Source organism: Verrucomicrobiia bacterium, assembly GCA_035495615.1.
Lineage (GTDB): Bacteria > Omnitrophota > Omnitrophia > Omnitrophales > Aquincolibacteriaceae > DATJFP01.
This window is the reverse complement of sequence record DATJFP010000023.1, coordinates 1-17,272: the sequence shown is the minus strand read 5'-3', so window position 1 is coordinate 17,272 and position 17,272 is coordinate 1. Positions and strand designations below refer to the sequence as shown.

Genomic DNA, 17,272 nt, shown 5'->3' with positions numbered 1-17,272 from the left:
ACCCGGGAAATTCAGGACAAGTGATTAAGGAAGGCCCTTTTAAGGAAACGACGGATTCCCGACAGACGAGGCCGGCGCCGTCGATAAAATCATAGCATTGATGATCCAAAAGTGATCCAAGGAGGAAACAATGGAATTCGGACAAGTCATCCAATTACCGGAGCGCACCATCGGACGTTCGGGCCGCGATCTTTTTTTGAGCCACAAAGACATCACGATCATCATGGCCCCCTACGAACGTCATTCGGTTTTCACCAAAGCCATCGATGAGCTCTACCGCCATATTTCGATTCCGTTCAACCTCATCGTGGTGGAAGGAAACGCTCCGGAAGAAATCCGCCTGCAGCTGGAAAAACGCCAGCGCCAGCACGGCAACATGACCATTATTTATACGAACCATTATCCGTCGCTGGGCAATGCGTTCAACCTTGCGGTGCCGCATTTCAAGACGCCGTACGCGCTCTTCATCGACAATGAAGTCCGCCTGCCGAAAGGCACCGTGGAAAGCCTCATCAAGACCGCGCAGGAACGCGAGGCCATGGTGGTGTATCCGAACGACGGCCTCATCGGCCGGCAGATCGTCACGTTCGGGGCGGAAGGCGAAAGGGTCGTCCGGAGCGTGAAGACTTTCGGGCTGCGTCCCTGCTTCCTGCTGGCGCATGAGGCGGTCAGCCGCATGGAAAAACTTTTCGAAGAGCCGTCAAGCCCGTACACGGTGGGCGTCGACCTGACCTACAAGCTCGGGCTCAAGGGCCTCGAAGCCCTCGAAGACAAAAGCGCGAAAATCGAAATGCGCGTGGAAGGCCCGGTCAAGGCCGTGGACATGCCTTTCTACCGCACCCAGTGGAACCGCGAACGTCTGGGCCATGCCCTGGACCATCTCGGAACGAAGTGGGGGATCGAGCTCGCGGAAGATCCGGTGTATGAAACTTTTTTGACTCAGAAATTCGAAGAAGCGCAGAAGCCGGTGGGGTTCGAGATCCTCGCGAGCCGGTTTGCGCTGGGCGTGCGGAACGGAAGCAGGCGTTTTCAAAACGCGGTCACGGTCCTGCGTTCCGTGGGCTCGAAGCCTTCGTATGCTTCGAAAAGCGCATGAGCAAGTCAGGCCTTAAAGTTCCTTAAAGCATTTTTCTATAATATTGGGAGGCGGGCATGGATAGAAAAGTCCTTGTGACCGGCGGAGCCGGTTTTATCGGATCGCACCTTTGCGGCAGGCTTCTCGACGAAGGCCTCCGCGTCGTTTCCTTCGACAACTTCAATCCCTTTTACGACCCTTCCATCAAAAAGCGGAACATCGCGGCGCTGCTTTCGCGGCCGGACCGGGAAAATTTCATCAGCATCGAAGGCGACATCCGCGACTCGGAAACGCTTTTCCGCGTGTTCGCGCACGAAAAGCCGGATGCGGTGGTCCACCTGGCGGCCATGGCCGGCGTCAGGCCGTCGATCAAAGACCCTGTCCTTTATACCGAAGTCAACGTGACCGGCACGCAGAACGTGCTGGAGGCATGCGTGGAACAGGGGATCCGCCACCTGCTTTTCGCGTCTTCGTCTTCGGTCTACGGCAATAACCTGAAGGTTCCCTTTTCCGAAACCGACCCGGTGGACCATCCCATTTCGCCGTATGCGGCCACGAAAAAGGCCGGCGAGCTCATGTGCCACACCTATGCTCACCTGTACGGCATGGCCATTTACTGCCTGCGGTTTTTCACGGTCTACGGGCCGGGCCAGCGGCCGGATCTGGCTATTTACAAATTCGCCAAGCTGATGCTCGAAGACGCGGAGATCCCGTTCTACGGGGACGGCGCCACGCAGCGCGATTACACCTACGTCGAAGACATCGTGGACGGCATCGTGAAGGCGCTCGACCGGAATTTTTCGGAAGCGAAGAAAAGCTATCACGTCCTCAATCTGGGCGGTTCCCAGACGGTCACGCTGACCCAGATGGTCGAGACGCTGGAGCAGGCGCTCGGCCGCCGCGCGCGCCTGAAACGGCTGCCGCAGCAGCCCGGAGACGTGGAAAAAACCTACGCGGACATCTCGAAGGCAAGGGACATGCTGGGCTTTTCGCCCGCGACGCCGTTTGCCGAAGGCATTCGTAAATTCGCGGCCTGGTATCAGGCGCTGCGCAAGGAAGAAGGGATAGCCGCATGAACGAGACGCCTTTTTTTTCCGTCATCCTTCCGGTGTACAACGGCGAGCGGTACGTTGCGCAGGCCATTGAGAGCGTCCTGGAGCAAAGCGAGACCGACTGGGAGCTGATCATCATCAACGACGCGTCGCGGGACCGCACGGCGGAGATCGTCGATGAATATGCGGCCCGCAATCCCCGGATACGGGTCCTGCACAATCCGTACAATCTTCACATCGCGGGAAGCCTGAACCGCGGCATCGAGACCGCCAAAGGCGAGTGGATCGCCCGGATCGATTCGGACGATTCCTACAAACAGCATCATTTGAAACGGATGAAGCACGCCATCCTGCGTACGGAGCGGGACTATCTGACTTTCTTTTCGTCCTGGATCACGGTGATGGACGAAACCGGGAAGCAGGTTCTTGATCTCGAGCTTCCGGATGCGCGCACGGTGCGCCGGATGATGCCGCTCGAAAATTTCCTTTATCACCCCGCGACCTGCTTTTCGAAAGCAGCCTGGCAGTATGTGGGCGGCTATCCCACGGACCGCATGATGGCCGAAGATACGGCCATGTGGCTGCGATTTTTCAAAGCCGGCCTGCGCCTGGTCATGGTTCCGGAATGCCTGGTTTATTACCGGATTCACAATTCGAACAACACGTCCTTGAACGACGCGCTTCTCTACCGTGCCACGCGGTCCGCGGCTGAAACCAAATCACTGCGCCAGTACCGCGAATGGCGCATTTCTCTCTTTCTCAAGCAGAACCAGCCGGAGAAAGCGCGCGAGGAGCTGAAGCTGCTCATGGCCATGTCCAACAAGCCGACCTTCAAAAACCTGCAGTATTATTTCCTGACATTCATGCCTTCTTCGCTGGTGTACGCCTTCATGTGGGAAATCCGGCCGCGCCTCCGGTATTTCTTCAAGAACGTCCTCGGTCTCGGGCGCCACGCCCGCGTGTAAACGCGGCCTTATCCTTTTTCCGAAGAACCCGCGAGAACAAAAAAAGCCCGGCCTGAAAAGGCCGGGCTTTTTTATTCCCGAAGAATGCGGACGGCTTAAACCGTCGTGGGAGTCGTCGTTGTTCCGGCCGGAGCCGTGGGCGTGGCGGAAGGATTGCCCGCGGCAATCGTGCCTGCTCCGGTGGTGTCCGTCGAGGTTCCGGTCGAAGTTCCCGTCCCCGTATCGGCGGAGGTCCCGGTCGTTCCGTCGGCCGCGGCGCCGGTTTCGGTGCTCGTGCCGGTCGAAGATCCGGACGTTTCGAGGTTCGTGTCATTGCCGGCTTCGGTTCCGGTGAGAGAGGTCCCTTCCGTACCCGTGCCGTTATTTTCCTGATCCGCCAAATGGCCCGGAACGGTCAAGCCCGCATGGGCGGACGTATCGCCGGAAACTTCGGCGGCACTGACGGGCGCGCCGTTATCCACGGTGAAATCGATGCTGAACGTCCGGTCCAGTGAAGAAAACAAATTGTCATCACCGTCCGAAATCGTGTAGAGGCCGGTCAGGGTGTGCGGTCCGTCCGTAAGATCCGTCGTATTGATCGTGGTTTCGAACGGGGATTCGTACTTCTTTTCCAGCAGGGTGCCATCCAGATAATAAAACACCTTGTGGATCGCAGGCTGCTTGGTCAAATCCGGTTTCACGGTGACGGAGCCGGAAACGCTTTGGCCGTCCGCGAGGCCTGTGATATCAGCGCCGTCGGCTTCCTGAGCTTCTCCCGCCGCCGCATTTGTATTGCCGTTGTTCACCGTGAAGGTCACCGAAAACGGCTCGTCCTCTCCCTGCGCGTTCGTCACATAGCCGCTCAGGGTGTAAGTGCCGTCGGCGAGCTTAGACGTGTCCAGGCCGCCGCTGCCGCCGAGCGCAAAGGGAGCGTCGTAGGCCTTTCCGGCTTTGGTGCCATTAAGATAGTAAGCGGCTTTCTTGATGCCGGCTTCTACGACCGAAGGCGCGGGCTGGACCGTGATCACACCGCTGACCGTCTGTCCCTCCGCGATGCCCGTCAAAAGGCCTGACGTGGGCTGCGGATTCGGGTTCGGCTCGGGATTCGGATTGGGCTCCGGATTCGGGTTAGGATTTGGATTTGGATTAGGATTCGGGTTGGGATTCGGCGCAGCGCCCGTCGGACCCGTCTGAACTTCGAGAAATCCCACTTTGGGCATGGTGTTGCCTTCTTCCAGCACGAAATTAATCTGCCGGATGGCGGCGAGGTTCAAGCTGGAATTGGCTTCCAGGAGCAGGCTCTTGGGAAGCGTGACGGATTTAAAGTCCTGGCTGAGTCCCTGGACGTTCACGAGCGCGGTTTGCCCGGCCGTGTCCTGGACTTCGATTTTCAGGCATTTCGAGGACGCGCATTGATTGTTGGTGCGGATATTAAATTGGAGGCTCTCGGCCGTGGAGAAATCCTGGGATCCCGCCGGCGTGTCCATGTAATTGATGATGGGCCCGCTGAAGCTGCCGGCCGTCGACAAATCATAATCGTAACGGAACTGGCTCGGCGAAATCGTCTGGATCGTGCCCGTGCTCTGGTTCTCGAAACTCGAAAAGACGGGGGAGCCGGGCAAGGCTTCGGCTGTTACCGCACCCGCGCCCGTGACCGTCGGAGTAAAGGAAAGCCCTCCGGCGCGCACCGTCAGCGTTCCGGCCGCGGCATCGTAGTTGCGCGCCTCCAGCACGAAATTGATCTGTTTGATGGAGGCCAGATTCACGTCCGCGTTTGCGGCCTTGATCTGGGCCTGCGTGATCTGAAGCGGGCTGAACGTGCTGTTGATGTTGGCGTTGACGGGAAGCGCGGCAAGATTACCCGCCGTGTCCAGGAATTCGACTTTGAGGCAGGTCGGCGACGTGCAGTTGGCGCCTTCCAGTTTGACATCGAAATCAAAATTCTGGATTGCGCTCAAATCCCCGGACCCCGCGGTCGTGCCTTCATAGGTAATAATCGAGCCGCCGAAGCTGTCCTGGTTTTCGAAGCTGAACTGCGTCTGGAATTCCGAGCCGGAAGTTTGCGCGATCGTGACCGTACCGGCATTGGCAAAGGAGGCCAGATTGGGGCGTCCCGGCAGCACGGTGACGTTCGAAGTCGAAGCTTCGTCGGCCTGGGCCGTGACCGCAGGCTCTTCCGGAGTAGCGGGCGACAGGGGTCCGTTGTTTTGCGCGGCCTGCGAAGACGGGGAGGCCGATGCCGTGGTTGTCGAAGTCGTCGTCGAAGAGCTTGAAGTGCCTGTATCCTCAGGGGTCGCCGTTGAAAGCGGCCCTTCCGCCATGAAATTATCCGACGAATCGTCCGAAGTCCCGGCCGAAGTGTTCGTGGTACTCGGAGTACCCGCTTCCTGAGCCGTGACCGTAGGCGTGGTGGTTTCCTGCTGGGCACCCGGTTCCTGGGCCGGAGGGACGACTTGGGCAAAACCGTAGGGGGAGGAAAGGAAAGAAACCAACGACAAGAATATAAAAAACTTTTTCAATGCTGCATTTTTCATAGAGCCTCCAAGGGTGATTGCACAAAGTGGCGTCATTCTAATTTTGAAATCCGGAAGCGGATATCGGGCAAAAGAAGAATTTTTCCCCCTGAATGCCCTGAGGAAGCAAAATTTTTTTTGCCGTTCAAGACATTTTCCTACAATGTTTTAGCTCCTTTCCCCTACAAGCCGCTAAGTGTTTTTCCTAAATAAAAGCTTGCGCTCAGACGACAAGGGTGTTAAGGTTTTTACCGACAGCGGGAATTGACTAAGCACTACATTCCGCGCTGAGTGATTCGAGTTTGAGAGCCTGCCTATCGTGCCCACCCCGTGGGAATCGCAAGAGCCGAATAATTCAAACCGAAATTTTGAAGCGAAATTAACCGAGGATGCTGTAAGCCCGGGTAACGCTTAGAAATTGCGGTCCCCTCTATAATACGCAACTTCATATCGCACGTTGTCCTCATCGTAGCTGCGGCGTTCTCCTAGATCCGCTGAAAAAAAAAGGAGACGCAATGAACAACACTAACCAGAACAACGAGGCCGTTTCTCAGGACGAGAGCGCTTCGATCCAAGAAAAGATCCAGCCGTTGCTGTATAAGCTGAGGCCTTATCAGCAGGTGATGCGGCGTTTCAAGGACCGGGCTCAGGCCGGGTACAAAGGCTTACGAATCGTGATCGCGCTCGCGGTCGCCTTCGGCATGACGGGCCTTCCCCAAGCCATGGCCTCGGAACTTGCCCTCACTCAAGACCCGCTGGGCACGCTGCAGCCGACGACGACTGCGGACGCTCCTGCGGACACGACCACGCAGACGACGACGGCGGCGAAAACCGTTTCGAACGCCGATTCGTTCCTCCAGGCAAGTCCTCTCAGCTCGCCGACGGTCCAAGCCGAGACCACCGGCCGTACGCTGTACGTTGCCACCACGGGTTCGGACACCAATGCCGGTGACCAGAACAACCCGTATAAGAGCCTCCAGAAGGCGATCTCTTCGCTCCAGGCGGGAGACACGCTCGTCATCAAGGCCGGCACGTATCAGGAATCCGCCGACATTACGGTGTCCGGAACCGCGGACGCTTACATTACCATCCGCGGTGAAGACGGCGTCGTGATCGACGGCGATCCGCTGAACGACTACGAGCCGATCTTCGACACCAAGGGCAGCGACTACATCCGTTTCGAGAATTTGACGGTGAAGAATGCCCGCGACGCGGTCGAAGTCAGCCCAGGCAGCCAGTTCATCGTCATCGACGGACTCAACACGGACCACAACCACTTCGCGGTCAAGGTCAACAGCGCCACGAACGTGACGATCCGCAATGTCGTGGCCACGAACAGCCGCAACGGCTTCCGCGTCGAGAACAACGGCGGCACCGTGCCGAGCAACATCCTGTTCGAGAACATCAAGTCGACGGGCGCGAAGGACATCTACACGGGTTACGAGAGCGTGTACCGCAACGGCGACGGGTTCATTCTCGAAGCCGGCAACAACATCACGCTCCGCAACATCGAGTCCTACGACAACTGGGACGGCGGCTTTGACATCAAGGCCAACAACGTCCTCGTCGAGAACGTCAAGGTGTGGGGCAACAAGAACAACTTCAAGATCTGGGGCACCAGCATCGTGGTCAAGAACGCGCTTATCCGCAATGCGCGCTACCTGGCCGAAGATCCGATTGCCGGCGAAGGCAACGGCGTGAACGCCCGCAGGGGATCGGTCACGTTCATCAATTCCACCTTCGTCGACAACGACGTCTTCGACATCAAGGCGGACAATGACGGCGGCGCTTCCAAGGTCACGCTCGAGAACTGTGTTATCGCGCGCAAGAAGACGACGGGCGAAATGTACACGAACCTCGGCGGCACGCTGGTCGACAGCAACAACACGTTCTATTGGCAGGGCCACTCGAATCCCGGCTTTACGATCAACGGCACGAGCCAGTGGGCGAACCCGGGCTTCGTGGACTGGGACGGGAAGGATTTTCACCTGACCGGATCCAGCCCGGCGCTTGAAGCGGGCAGCAACGGCTTTCCGATTTCGAGCACGGACCTGGACGGCAATGCCCGCGTGGTGGGTTCTCTCGTCGATGCCGGCGCTTACGAATACGGCAGCACGACGACGGTGACGCCCGTCACGATGGTCGGTCTTGCCAGCGGCGCCACGGTGAACGGCACGATCAATGTCGGCCCGGATCTCACCCAGCACAAGGGCGTGACGAAAGTCGTTTACGCGCTCGACGGTTCGGCGTCCGGAACTTCCACGGTTTCGCCTTTTTACTGGGGCGGCACTGCGGGAACCGGAAGCACGGGGTTTGACACGACGAAGATCGCCAATGGCGCGCATGCGCTTCTGGTCACGTTGACGGATTCGCAGGGCACGCGCACGAAGACGATCAATTTCAGCGTGAACAACACCACGAATCCTCCGCCGAGCGGCGACGTCGCAGGCCTTACCAACGGCCAGACGGTTTCGGGCACGATCCTCGTGAATCCGAACCTCGTGAAACATCCCGACGTCAGAAAAGTCGCGTACTACCTGAACGGCGCGCAGTCCGGCAAGGTCTACACGTCCCCGTTTTATTGGGGCGGCATTTCCGGCACCGGCGCTACGGGTTTTGACACGACCAAAATTCCCAATGGAGACCATATGCTTTCCGTCACCTACACCGATAGCACCGGCGACCACACGGTTCAAGTGGCCTTCAAAGTGCTGAACGGCGTAACGCCTCCGCCGGGCCCCGATTTTTCCGGCGTGTCCAACGGCGCCACGGTGACCGGGACGGTCAACATCGGTCCCAACCTGACGACCTATCCCAACGTGACCAAGGCCGTTTACACGCTGAACGGCGCGGCCTCCGGCACGTCCACGGTTTCGCCTTTCTACTGGGGCGGCACCACGGGAACGGGAGCGGCGGGATTTGACACGACGAAAATCCCGAATGGCACGTACACGCTTCAGGCTGTCCTCACCACGGGGACGACCACGAAGACCGTGCAGACGCAGTTCACGGTCAACAACACGGTCACGCCTCCGCCGACCACGGATTTCGTGGGCGTGACGGACGGACAGAGCGTGACGGGAACGGTCAACATCGGCCCGAACCTCACGAAGCTGACCGGGGTTTCCAAGGTCGCGTATTACCTGAACGGAGCCAAGTCGGGCAAGGTGTACTCGTCGCCTTTCTTGTGGGGCGGCCTGTCCGGCACGGGCACGGGAGGTTTTGACACGACCAAGATTGCGAACGGGACCTACTCGCTCGCCATGACCTACACGCAGAACGGTGTGGACAAGACGACGACGATCACGTTCAAGGTGGCGAACGGCACGACGCCGGCTCCGACACCGACTCCCACGACGACCGGGGATTTCACGGGCGTCACCGCGGGAGGCACGGTGAGCGGGGTGTCGAGCATCGGCCCGAACCTCACCAAATATCCCACCGCGCGGAAGGTCGCGTACTACCTGAACGGCGCGCAGTCGGGCAAGGTGTACACGTCGCCTTTCCTGTGGGGCGGTTTGGCCGGCACGGGCGTGAGCGGTCTCGATACGACCAAGCTCGCGAACGGGACGTACACGCTGTCGATGATCCTGACCGACGCGACGGGGGATCATAACGTTTCGGTGCAGTTCACGATCGCGAACTAAGAACGGACCAGGGCCCGGGGGCATACGCCTCCGGGCCTTCGGGCCGGAAGCTTTAAGACCATCGGGTGAAGGGGGCGGGCCGCGGGCCTTGGCAAAAAGTACCCTTCCCGGTGCCTCAAAATAAACGCGGCCGCGGCCGCAATCAAGGAGGTCCCGCTGATGCGCCCAAGCATCTTTTTTTTATTTTTGGCCCTCACGTTCTGCGCCCCCGTCCATGCCGAATCCAAGCCTTTGCCCCCCAATCTCAGTTTTCTCTCGCAGGATTTCGAATCCCTCCAGGTCAGCCTGGACCGCATGAAGCTGGCTTCCCTTTATCAGGAAGGCCGTTATGACGAGGCTTTTTCCGTCGCTTCCACGCTCCTCAAATCCGCGCACCAGCTCCACGATCCTCTCCTCAAAGCCGACACGCTCGAAGATATCGCGAAGATTTTCCAGCTGAAAGGGCGCTATCCCGAAGCGGAAAAAATGTTCAAGCAGGTCATGGCCATCCGCAAAGACAAGGCGGGGGAGGAAGATCCTTCTTACGCGACCGCGGTCAGCAACCTCGGGCTGCTCTACGAAAATATGGGCGAATATAAAAAAGCGCTGCGCATGACCCACAAGGCGTGGAAGATCCGCCTCAAGGTGCTGGGCGCCGATCATCCCGAGACCGCGATTTCTCTGAACAATCTCGCGGGCCTTTACCGCATCCACGGCGAAGAAGACAAGGCCGAGGAATGCTACCGCGAGGCGCTGCGCATCTGGACCGAAAGCGGCGAAAGCCAGACGCTCGTCGCCAAAGTACTCAACAATCTCGCCATTGTTTATGAAGAGCAGAACCGGATCGACGAATCCCTCAAGATGTTCTGGGAAGCCTACGCGATCCGCCGCGAGGCTTACGGTGAAAACCATCCTTCGCTGGCGGTCCTGCTCAACAATATGGGAGGGCTTTATAAGAAGCAGGGCCAGTTCGAAAAGGCGGAAAGCCTGTACAAGCAGGCCGAAGAAATCTGGGTCCGCACGCTGGGCGCCGATCACCCCTACGTGGCCCGCGTCCGCAACAACCGGGCGCTTTTATACCAGCAGCAGGGCCGCCTGCAGGAAGCGGAAAAGCTTTTCCGGGAGGCGCTGGACGTCGCCCGCAAATCCATGGGAGAGGACCATCCTTTCGGCGGCCAGATCGTCTCAAATCTCGTTTCCCTGTACCAGGATTCCGGACGCCTTCAGGACGCCGAAGCTCTGAAGCAAAAGTACCTCAAGCCGGAAACCGCCGTTCCCGTGGTCCCGGCCGCCAAAAGGAATTCTATAACTATAGGCCAAACAACAACTTAACTTGTAGGGGATCAGGGAAACTCTGACAGGATTAAGGGGAGAATCCCGATACCCGTACCGCCAGTTCCTGAGACAATAAGCCACCTTTTGCTCACCCTTACGGGGGTAGGGCGGAAGAGAATAGAACAGTTGACAATGGGATGAAACAAAAGCTAGATTAAGTTCCCCATTTCGACTCCATTCGGAATGAATTTTTATCTCTCTCTAGGAGGAGGCCAATGGCTACGTCGATGCTGAAGAAAACCAAAGTTCCCGCGGAAGACAATTTGATTCAGAAAGAACAAAAGCCTGCGCTTACGTCGAAGCAGAGCCGTATTTTCATTTTGGATGATCATCCGATTATCCGGCAGGGCATCGGCGAGCTCATCAATGACGAGCCTGACATGACGGTATGCGGGGAGGCCGAAAATTTCCAGGACGCGATGGCGGCCGTGGAAAAGCTAAAGCCCGACGTCATCCTCGTGGACATCTCGCTGGACGGCTCGAGCGGCCTGGAGTTCATCAAGTCCCTGAAGATCAATTTTCCCGATGTGAAGGCGCTCATCCTCTCCATGCACGATGAAGTCCTGTACGCCGAACGCGCGCTGCGCGAAGGTGCCCGGGGTTACATCATGAAGCAGGAAGCCACGGAAAAAATCATGGACGCCATCCGCCACGTCATGGGCGGCCAGGTTTACCTGAGCGAGCACATGATGGAGCGCATCCTCGAGAAAAAGTACGGCGGCATTTCTGTGGACGCTTCGCCTTACGAAGCGCTCAGCGACCGCGAACTCGAAGTCTTCCGCATGATCGGCGAGGGCGCTTCCACGTCACTCATCGCCAAACAGCTTCACCGCAGCATGAAGACGATCGAGACCTACCGCGCCCGGATCAAGGTCAAGCTGAACTTGAAGAACAACATGGAACTCATCCGCCTCGCGATGAACTGGGTGCAGAGCAAGTAAAGGCCCGCCGCATTACGGCCCTTCATCCGTCCGGAACAAGGCGTTCCGGGCGGAGCTGCATTTCCCGGCCATCCGCCGAGGATCCTCCGCAATCCCCTCGATCTTTCCCTTTCCCCTACACCCCTATTTCCCTTTCCCCGATTCGGAAAAGCATCAACTTATAATATTCTGCTAATCCTTCGAGGTTGTTTTATCACAATGGGGGAATGCCATGGAAATGACGGAGAACAATTTGCCGCGAGCCCTTGTCCTGTTCGGGCCGGGCCGCTTTTTTGAATCGGTAAGCCGGTTTCTCAAAGCCGAAGGATTTGAAGTGCAGGACAGCCTGGACGGCCGCGGCTTTCCCGATATCGTGATCACGGATCTTTTTTTTCTCTGCGCGGGCCTTGCGGAAGCCGTGCGGCAGGAATACGGCGGCGTGCCGGTCGTTTTGCTCACGGGAAGGAAAGAAAGCCTTCGTTCCTGCGCTTCCCTGTGCGAGGCGGACGAAGTCCTCGTCTGTCCCGGGAGTGGAAAATTTTCGTATGGAGAAGCCGCTGAAGCCCTGGGCAGGAGCCGCCAGCTGCGGCTCGTGCGCGAGCCCGCCGCGGCCGGAACGAGTTTGTGGGACGCCCTTTCCGCCACTTATCACTTATCGCTGGAATAGCGGTCCATGCCGACCCGCCGCCCTCTTCCCCAAGAAAAACGTGCGGAAAAAATCCTGATCTGTGACGACGAATCCTCGCTCCTGAGATTTTTGAAGCAGCATTTTGCCGGGCAGGGATACCGCGTCGACACGGCAAAAAGCGGCCACGAATTTCAGCGGCGGGCGCATCGGTCGCGGCCGGATTTGATCATCCTGGACATTGTCCTGCCTGACGGTTTGGGCACCGACTATTACGAAAAGCTCCTGCGTTCCGGTTTCGATTCTTCCGTGCCCGTGATTTTTTTGAGCGCCCTGGCGCAGGGGCTGCCGCCCCGGCACGGCACTCAGGAAGGTCGTTTCGCCCTTTTCGGAAAACCCTTCGACCTGGCCAAGCTCCGCAGCGAAATGAGACGGCTCTTGTCGTCGGTTCCGCCCGCGGCCCGCGGCCGCCGGGTCAGGAAAGGAAGGAAAAGGCTGGTTTCATCCGGCCTGCAGCGCGCATGAAGGCGGTCCCCAAGGAAAATAAGGTCAGCCGTGAATTTCTCGGACTGGAACGCGAGGAGCGTTACCGCGTTTCCCGCTACCTTCACGACACGCTCCAGCAGAACCTCGTCGCCGCCAAGATCATGCTGGAAACGCAATCCGCGAAACGCAAGGACGAGGGCTTGAAAAAAATAGCCAAGATCGTGGACGACGCGCTCCAGCAGTCGCGGCGCCTGTCGGTGGAATTGAGCCCGCCGCTCGGATTCGAAAGCGGCCTCAGGCCGGCGCTCGAGTGGCTTGCGGACTGGGCGGGCGAGCAATACCGCGTGAAAGTCGGGCTGCGCTTCGAAGGGAAAGACCGCGCGGTTCCCGAAGACATCGGCGCGTTCATCGTGCGCGGGATCCAGGAGTTTCTGGCGGGCAAGGCTTCCCGCGGCGCGAGCGCCGGAAGCGTTCAAATGCGGCTGAAGATGGACCGCGGGCTGCGGCTCACGATCCGTGCCGAAGCCCGCGGGGATTTGCGCGAGGACCCGTCGCTGGCCGGAATTCAGAAACGCATGGAGCTTCTCGGCGGAAGCTACGAACTCGCCCGGGACGGAACCGAAGTCAGCCTGGGGTTTCCGCCGTTTCTTTTCGAGAAAGGGACGCGTCCGGATGCAGGGAATCCCTGAAGGCGTATCGGGCGATCGCCCGATTTGTCGCGCTCCGGGTTCCGGCTACGATACAACTGGAGACGGGAAACCATGAGCAGAACCAGCAGCGAATGCAAGCAGTGCGGCAAGTTGAAAGAAAAATGGGCCGATGAGGGCCCGGGCCCCGACGATTATTACTGTTGTTCCGGATGCGCCGAAGGCCGGACGTGCACGTGCCTGAAAAACGAATACGGCGCGGGCCCGCGCAAAGAGGACGCGCCTTCCGATTTCATGATTTTGAACTGATAAGGCGGTCGTTATGATCCAAGAAAAAACGGAATTATACTGGTCGGAACCGCGCGATTATCCCATGCCTTCGGGCGAGGGACGTGTCGTGAAAGAGCAGTCGCCGCCGTGCCCCAACGGCTGCGGCAATGAAGAAGTGCACCGCGCGGAAAAACCGCGTGACCGCCGCAAGGAAATGGGGAGATCCAGCCGCACCCACGCGGGCGTCCATTTTTTCTTCTGCGAACATTGCATGTCCTTCTTCCAGATCAAAATCGAAGGCGCGCAAAAAGACAAGGCTCCCGCCTCCGTCTCCTCGAATTGACGCGGTGTCCTGCCGTCAGTCATTTTCTTAAGAAAAAGAATCTTTTCCCCGATGGGCCGTTACGGCGTGCCTCTTCTATGATAAAGCGTGCTTCACATCACACGGAAGGTGGCCATGGAAATTGATCACGCAAGCCAGAAAAAAAGCGGGGTTTCATGATCGCGCGTCTTGCCGTTTCCATGAGGCGCCTGCGCCGGCGTTTTACCCGTTCCTACTGGGAGCTGCGCCTCATGCCGCTCTCGAAATCCGAAGGAACTTCCTCGTCGCGCGGCCTGATTATGATCCAGATCGACGGCCTGTCGCACCCGCAGATGCGCCGCGCCGTGAGGGAAGGCCACATGCCGTTCCTCGAAAAGCTTATCGAGAAAGAAAATTACGAGGAATATTCCCACTATTCCGGTCTTCCGTCCGCGACGCCCGGGGTGCAGGGCGAGCTTTTTTACGGCGTGAAATCCTGCGTGCCCGCCTTTCACTTTTACGACCGCAAGACGAGCCAGATGTTCACGATGTACGATGCCAAATCGGCTTCGGAAATCGAGAAACAGATGGCCCGCGAAAACCGCGGCCTCCTGGAAGAGGGAAGCTCGTACTCCAACATTTTTTCCGGCGGCGCGAAAGAGTCCCACTTCTGCTGCGCGACGTTCGGCTGGCAGGGTTTTTTCAAGCTGCTCAATCCCATGAGCTGGACGGCCCTTTTCATTTTCCATCTGGACATCCTGATCAAGACACTGTTCCTGCTCGTCATCGAGCTGGGGCTCAGCATCGTCGACTGCATCCGCGGCATGCTGAAAGGCCAGTATTTTTTCTACGAAGCGCAATTCATCCTGACCCGCGTTTTCATCTGTGTGCTGCTGCGCGAACTCATCGTGCTCGGCGCGCGCATCGACATCGCGCGCGGTCTGCCGGTCATCCATGTCAATTTTTTCGGATATGACGAACAGTCGCACCGGCGCGGTCCTTCGTCGGCTTTCGCGCACTGGTGCCTGCGAGGCATCGACGCGGCCGTGGCCCAGCTTTGGCGGGAAGCCCGCCTCGCGGACCGGCGCGAATACGACATCTGGATTTATTCGGATCACGGGCAGGAGGACACGGCCCCGTATCATAAGCTTCACCACGAAAACATCCAGGACGTGCTGGACGGCATCTTCAGCAAGGCGGCGGCGCAGAATCCCGCGCGCGCGCGCATGGGGCACGGCCCTTCCTGCTGTTATGCGGGGCGGTATTACCCGGCCCGTCCGTCCCGCGGCGAGAGGGATGCGCCCCGGAATAGTCCCGCTCCCGCGCCGGCGCCGGCCAGCCATACGGCGGAAACTGAAACGCAGACCCCGGACGTCATCGCGGCGGGCATGGGACCGCTTTGCCACGTTTATTCCAAAATTCCGCTCGGGCACGACGAAAGGATCAAGCTCGCGCACGACATCCTCGTCAAGGCCGAGGTGCCGCTCGTCCTGATTCCGGACGAAGGGCGGAACGCGCTGGCCATTACGGCGTCCGGGACCTACAACCTTCCGCGCGACGCTTCCGACGTGCTGGGCCATGACCATCCGTTCCTGGAAGAAGCCGCGCATGACCTCGCGGAGCTTTGCCATCATCCTTACTCGGGGGACCTGATCCTTTCCGGCTGGCTGGCCAACCGCAAGCCCATCACGTTTCCGATTGAAAACGGCTCGCACGCGGGAATCGGGGCGGAAGAAACGCATGGTTTTGCGCTTCTTCCTCAGGACACGCCGCTGCCGGAGCGGAGCCGGGAATATCTCCGGCCTTCGATTCTCAGGGAAGCGGCCCTGCGCGTGCTCGGCCGTTCGGAATCCGTGGTCAGCCGCGAAACGCGGCAGGCGGACGTGGTCCCGAAAACGCTGCGGGTTGCCTGCTACAACGTGCACGGATGCCTGGGCATGGACGGCAAGCGCTCGACGGACCGGATTGCCCGGGTCATCGCGCGCTATTCGCCGGACGCGATCGCGCTGCAGGAGCTCGATGCGGGCTGCAAGCGCTCGCAGGAAATCCACCAGGCCGAAGCCATCGCGGAACGGCTGCGCATGACTTTCCAATTTTATCCGTCGTTTTGCCTGAACGGACATTACGGCAACGGCATCCTCAGCCATTATCCCATGCGGCAGGTGAAGGTCGGCGGGCTGCCGCAGCTCTACAAACGGAAAGAATTCGAACCCCGGGGCGCGCTGTGGGTCGAGCTCGACCTGGGCGGCGGCACTCAAGTCCAGATCATCACCACGCACCTGAGTTTATGGCCGCAGGAAAGGCTGCTTCAAACCGAGGCCTTGCTCGGGCCCGAATGGCTCGGAAGCCCGCTTTGCAAGCCGCCGGTGATCCTGTGCGGGGATTTCAATTCCAGCCCGGCCTCGCAGGTCTACAAGCGCATCACGACCCGGCTGCAGGACGCCCAGATGCTGCTCGAATTCCACCGGCCCTACGGCACCTGGCTGCGCTCGTATTCGTTCACGCGCATCGACCACATGTTCATCAGCCCGGACATCAAGGTGACGCGTATTGTCGTGCCTTCTACGGAGCTCGACAAGGTGGCGTCCGATCATTTTCCGCTGTTCATCGATCTCGTGGTGAGCGGCCGCGCCGCGCGCGTCCCCGAACACGGGCAAGCCCTCGGCGCGGCCAAGGCCGGAAGCGCCGGAAAGGAATTTTCCGAAGGATTCGTCAACAAGTCCGAACAAGAATGACAGCGGCCCGGAGCTCCGGGCCTCAAACTAAGGAGGCAATCATGAAGACGCAGTCACGCAATGATAAGATCCAGGAAGCGCTCGAACTTCTCAACGAAGCGGCCAAGGAAAAAAGCGAAGAGCTTTACGGCATCGTGGAAGGCAAATACTCGCACATCAAGCAGCTCCTGAAAGACCAGACGACGAACGGCAAGGAAATGATGGGGGAGGCGCGCAAGCGTTTTGCCAAGACGCTGCAGGCCGAAGAAGAACGCCTCGTCGAAACCGCACGGAATCTCGACAAAAAAGTGCACCGCAATCCATGGCCTTTCCTCGGCGCGGCGGCGCTCGGGGCTCTTATCGTCGGCGTGGCTTTGGGGAAGAAATAAGACGTTCAAATTGCCCGGGGGCTCCCAGCCCCCGCGGTCAGTGGCACCACTTTTTGACTTTATAATTCTTCATGGCGTCGAGGATGGGACTGCGGGCGCAGAAGGGAAGAAGGCCCAGGAAGACGTACAGCGGGGCCGAGCTGAACATCGGGACGTCGAGTTCCGCCATCTGGCGGAACGTCCGCCGCATTTCCTTCAAGGCGTTTTTGCGCTGCGACAGAAGGTCGACAAACGCGTGGTCGAACGTGCGCGACAAATGCCTTCCCATGTAGCGCACGAGATTGATCCTGGCGCTCGCGATGAGCCGCTTTTCGTCCGCCGAGGCATACCTTGCATCCAGCTCCTCGATGATTTCCATGAAGATGCGCTTGGCCT

The 17,272-nt window shown here is 58.9% G+C and carries 15 protein-coding genes; 13 read left to right on the top strand and 2 right to left on the bottom strand.

Going from position 1 to position 17,272, the window contains the following annotated elements; translation table 11 throughout:
• The first annotated feature begins 130 nt into the window (after positions 1-130).
• Genes VL688_02820 through VL688_02810 form a run of 3 tightly spaced genes read left to right on the top strand, consistent with a single transcriptional unit; the run spans position 131 to position 3,092 of the window.
• Complete coding sequence (locus tag VL688_02820) at positions 131-1,096, top strand: glycosyltransferase (protein HTL46978.1); 966 nt, start codon at positions 131-133, stop codon at positions 1,094-1,096.
• A 56-nt stretch (positions 1,097-1,152) separates the two neighbouring features.
• A complete protein-coding gene (locus VL688_02815) occupies positions 1,153-2,151 on the top strand; it encodes a GDP-mannose 4,6-dehydratase (protein ID HTL46977.1) in 999 nt (332 codons plus the stop codon).
• Positions 2,148-3,092 (top strand): glycosyltransferase family 2 protein, encoded by a 945-nt coding sequence (locus VL688_02810; protein HTL46976.1) that lies wholly within the window; start codon positions 2,148-2,150, stop codon positions 3,090-3,092. The genes VL688_02815 and VL688_02810 overlap by 4 nt, the downstream gene beginning before the upstream one ends.
• A gap of 95 nt (positions 3,093-3,187) precedes the next feature.
• On the opposite strand, the gene VL688_02805 is transcribed toward VL688_02810, so the two are convergent.
• Positions 3,188-5,605, bottom strand: a complete 2,418-nt coding sequence (locus VL688_02805; protein ID HTL46975.1) for an Ig-like domain-containing protein — start codon at positions 5,603-5,605, stop codon at positions 3,188-3,190.
• A gap of 494 nt (positions 5,606-6,099) precedes the next feature.
• Between VL688_02805 and VL688_02800 the strand changes: the two genes are divergently transcribed.
• From VL688_02800 to VL688_02755, 10 genes are all read left to right on the top strand, one after another.
• Positions 6,100-9,231 carry a right-handed parallel beta-helix repeat-containing protein gene (locus VL688_02800; protein ID HTL46974.1) on the top strand — a complete coding sequence of 1,044 codons (3,132 nt, stop codon included), beginning with the start codon at positions 6,100-6,102 and terminating at the stop codon, positions 9,229-9,231.
• Positions 9,232-9,390: 159 nt separating this feature from the next.
• Positions 9,391-10,542, top strand: coding sequence for a tetratricopeptide repeat protein (locus tag VL688_02795; GenBank protein ID HTL46973.1), 1,152 nt, complete (start codon positions 9,391-9,393; stop codon positions 10,540-10,542).
• A 218-nt stretch (positions 10,543-10,760) separates the two neighbouring features.
• Positions 10,761-11,486, top strand: a complete 726-nt coding sequence (locus VL688_02790) for a response regulator transcription factor (GenBank protein HTL46972.1) — start codon at positions 10,761-10,763, stop codon at positions 11,484-11,486.
• Between the two features lie 211 nt (positions 11,487-11,697).
• Positions 11,698-12,132 carry a hypothetical protein gene (locus tag VL688_02785; protein ID HTL46971.1) on the top strand — a complete coding sequence of 145 codons (435 nt, stop codon included), beginning with the start codon at positions 11,698-11,700 and terminating at the stop codon, positions 12,130-12,132.
• A 6-nt stretch (positions 12,133-12,138) separates the two neighbouring features.
• Positions 12,139-12,615 (top strand): response regulator, encoded by a 477-nt coding sequence (locus tag VL688_02780; protein HTL46970.1) that lies wholly within the window; start codon positions 12,139-12,141, stop codon positions 12,613-12,615.
• Positions 12,612-13,265, top strand: coding sequence for a histidine kinase (locus VL688_02775; protein HTL46969.1), 654 nt, complete (start codon positions 12,612-12,614; stop codon positions 13,263-13,265). The genes VL688_02780 and VL688_02775 overlap by 4 nt, the downstream gene beginning before the upstream one ends.
• A 72-nt stretch (positions 13,266-13,337) precedes the next feature.
• Positions 13,338-13,532: a hypothetical protein gene (locus tag VL688_02770; protein HTL46968.1), complete on the top strand. Its 195-nt coding sequence runs from the start codon at positions 13,338-13,340 to the stop codon at positions 13,530-13,532.
• Positions 13,533-13,545: 13 nt separating this feature from the next.
• Positions 13,546-13,836: a hypothetical protein gene (locus VL688_02765; protein ID HTL46967.1), complete on the top strand. Its 291-nt coding sequence runs from the start codon at positions 13,546-13,548 to the stop codon at positions 13,834-13,836.
• A 155-nt stretch (positions 13,837-13,991) separates the two neighbouring features.
• The gene (locus VL688_02760) at positions 13,992-16,529 is read left to right on the top strand and encodes an endonuclease/exonuclease/phosphatase family protein (protein HTL46966.1); all 2,538 of its coding nucleotides are present in this window, start codon (positions 13,992-13,994) and stop codon (positions 16,527-16,529) included.
• 41 nt (positions 16,530-16,570) lie between these two features.
• Positions 16,571-16,897 (top strand): hypothetical protein, encoded by a 327-nt coding sequence (locus tag VL688_02755; GenBank protein HTL46965.1) that lies wholly within the window; start codon positions 16,571-16,573, stop codon positions 16,895-16,897.
• A 37-nt stretch (positions 16,898-16,934) separates the two neighbouring features.
• Here VL688_02755 and VL688_02750 read toward each other — a convergent pair.
• On the bottom strand, positions 16,935-17,272 hold a 338-nt coding region (locus tag VL688_02750), incomplete at its 5' end, for a hypothetical protein (GenBank protein HTL46964.1).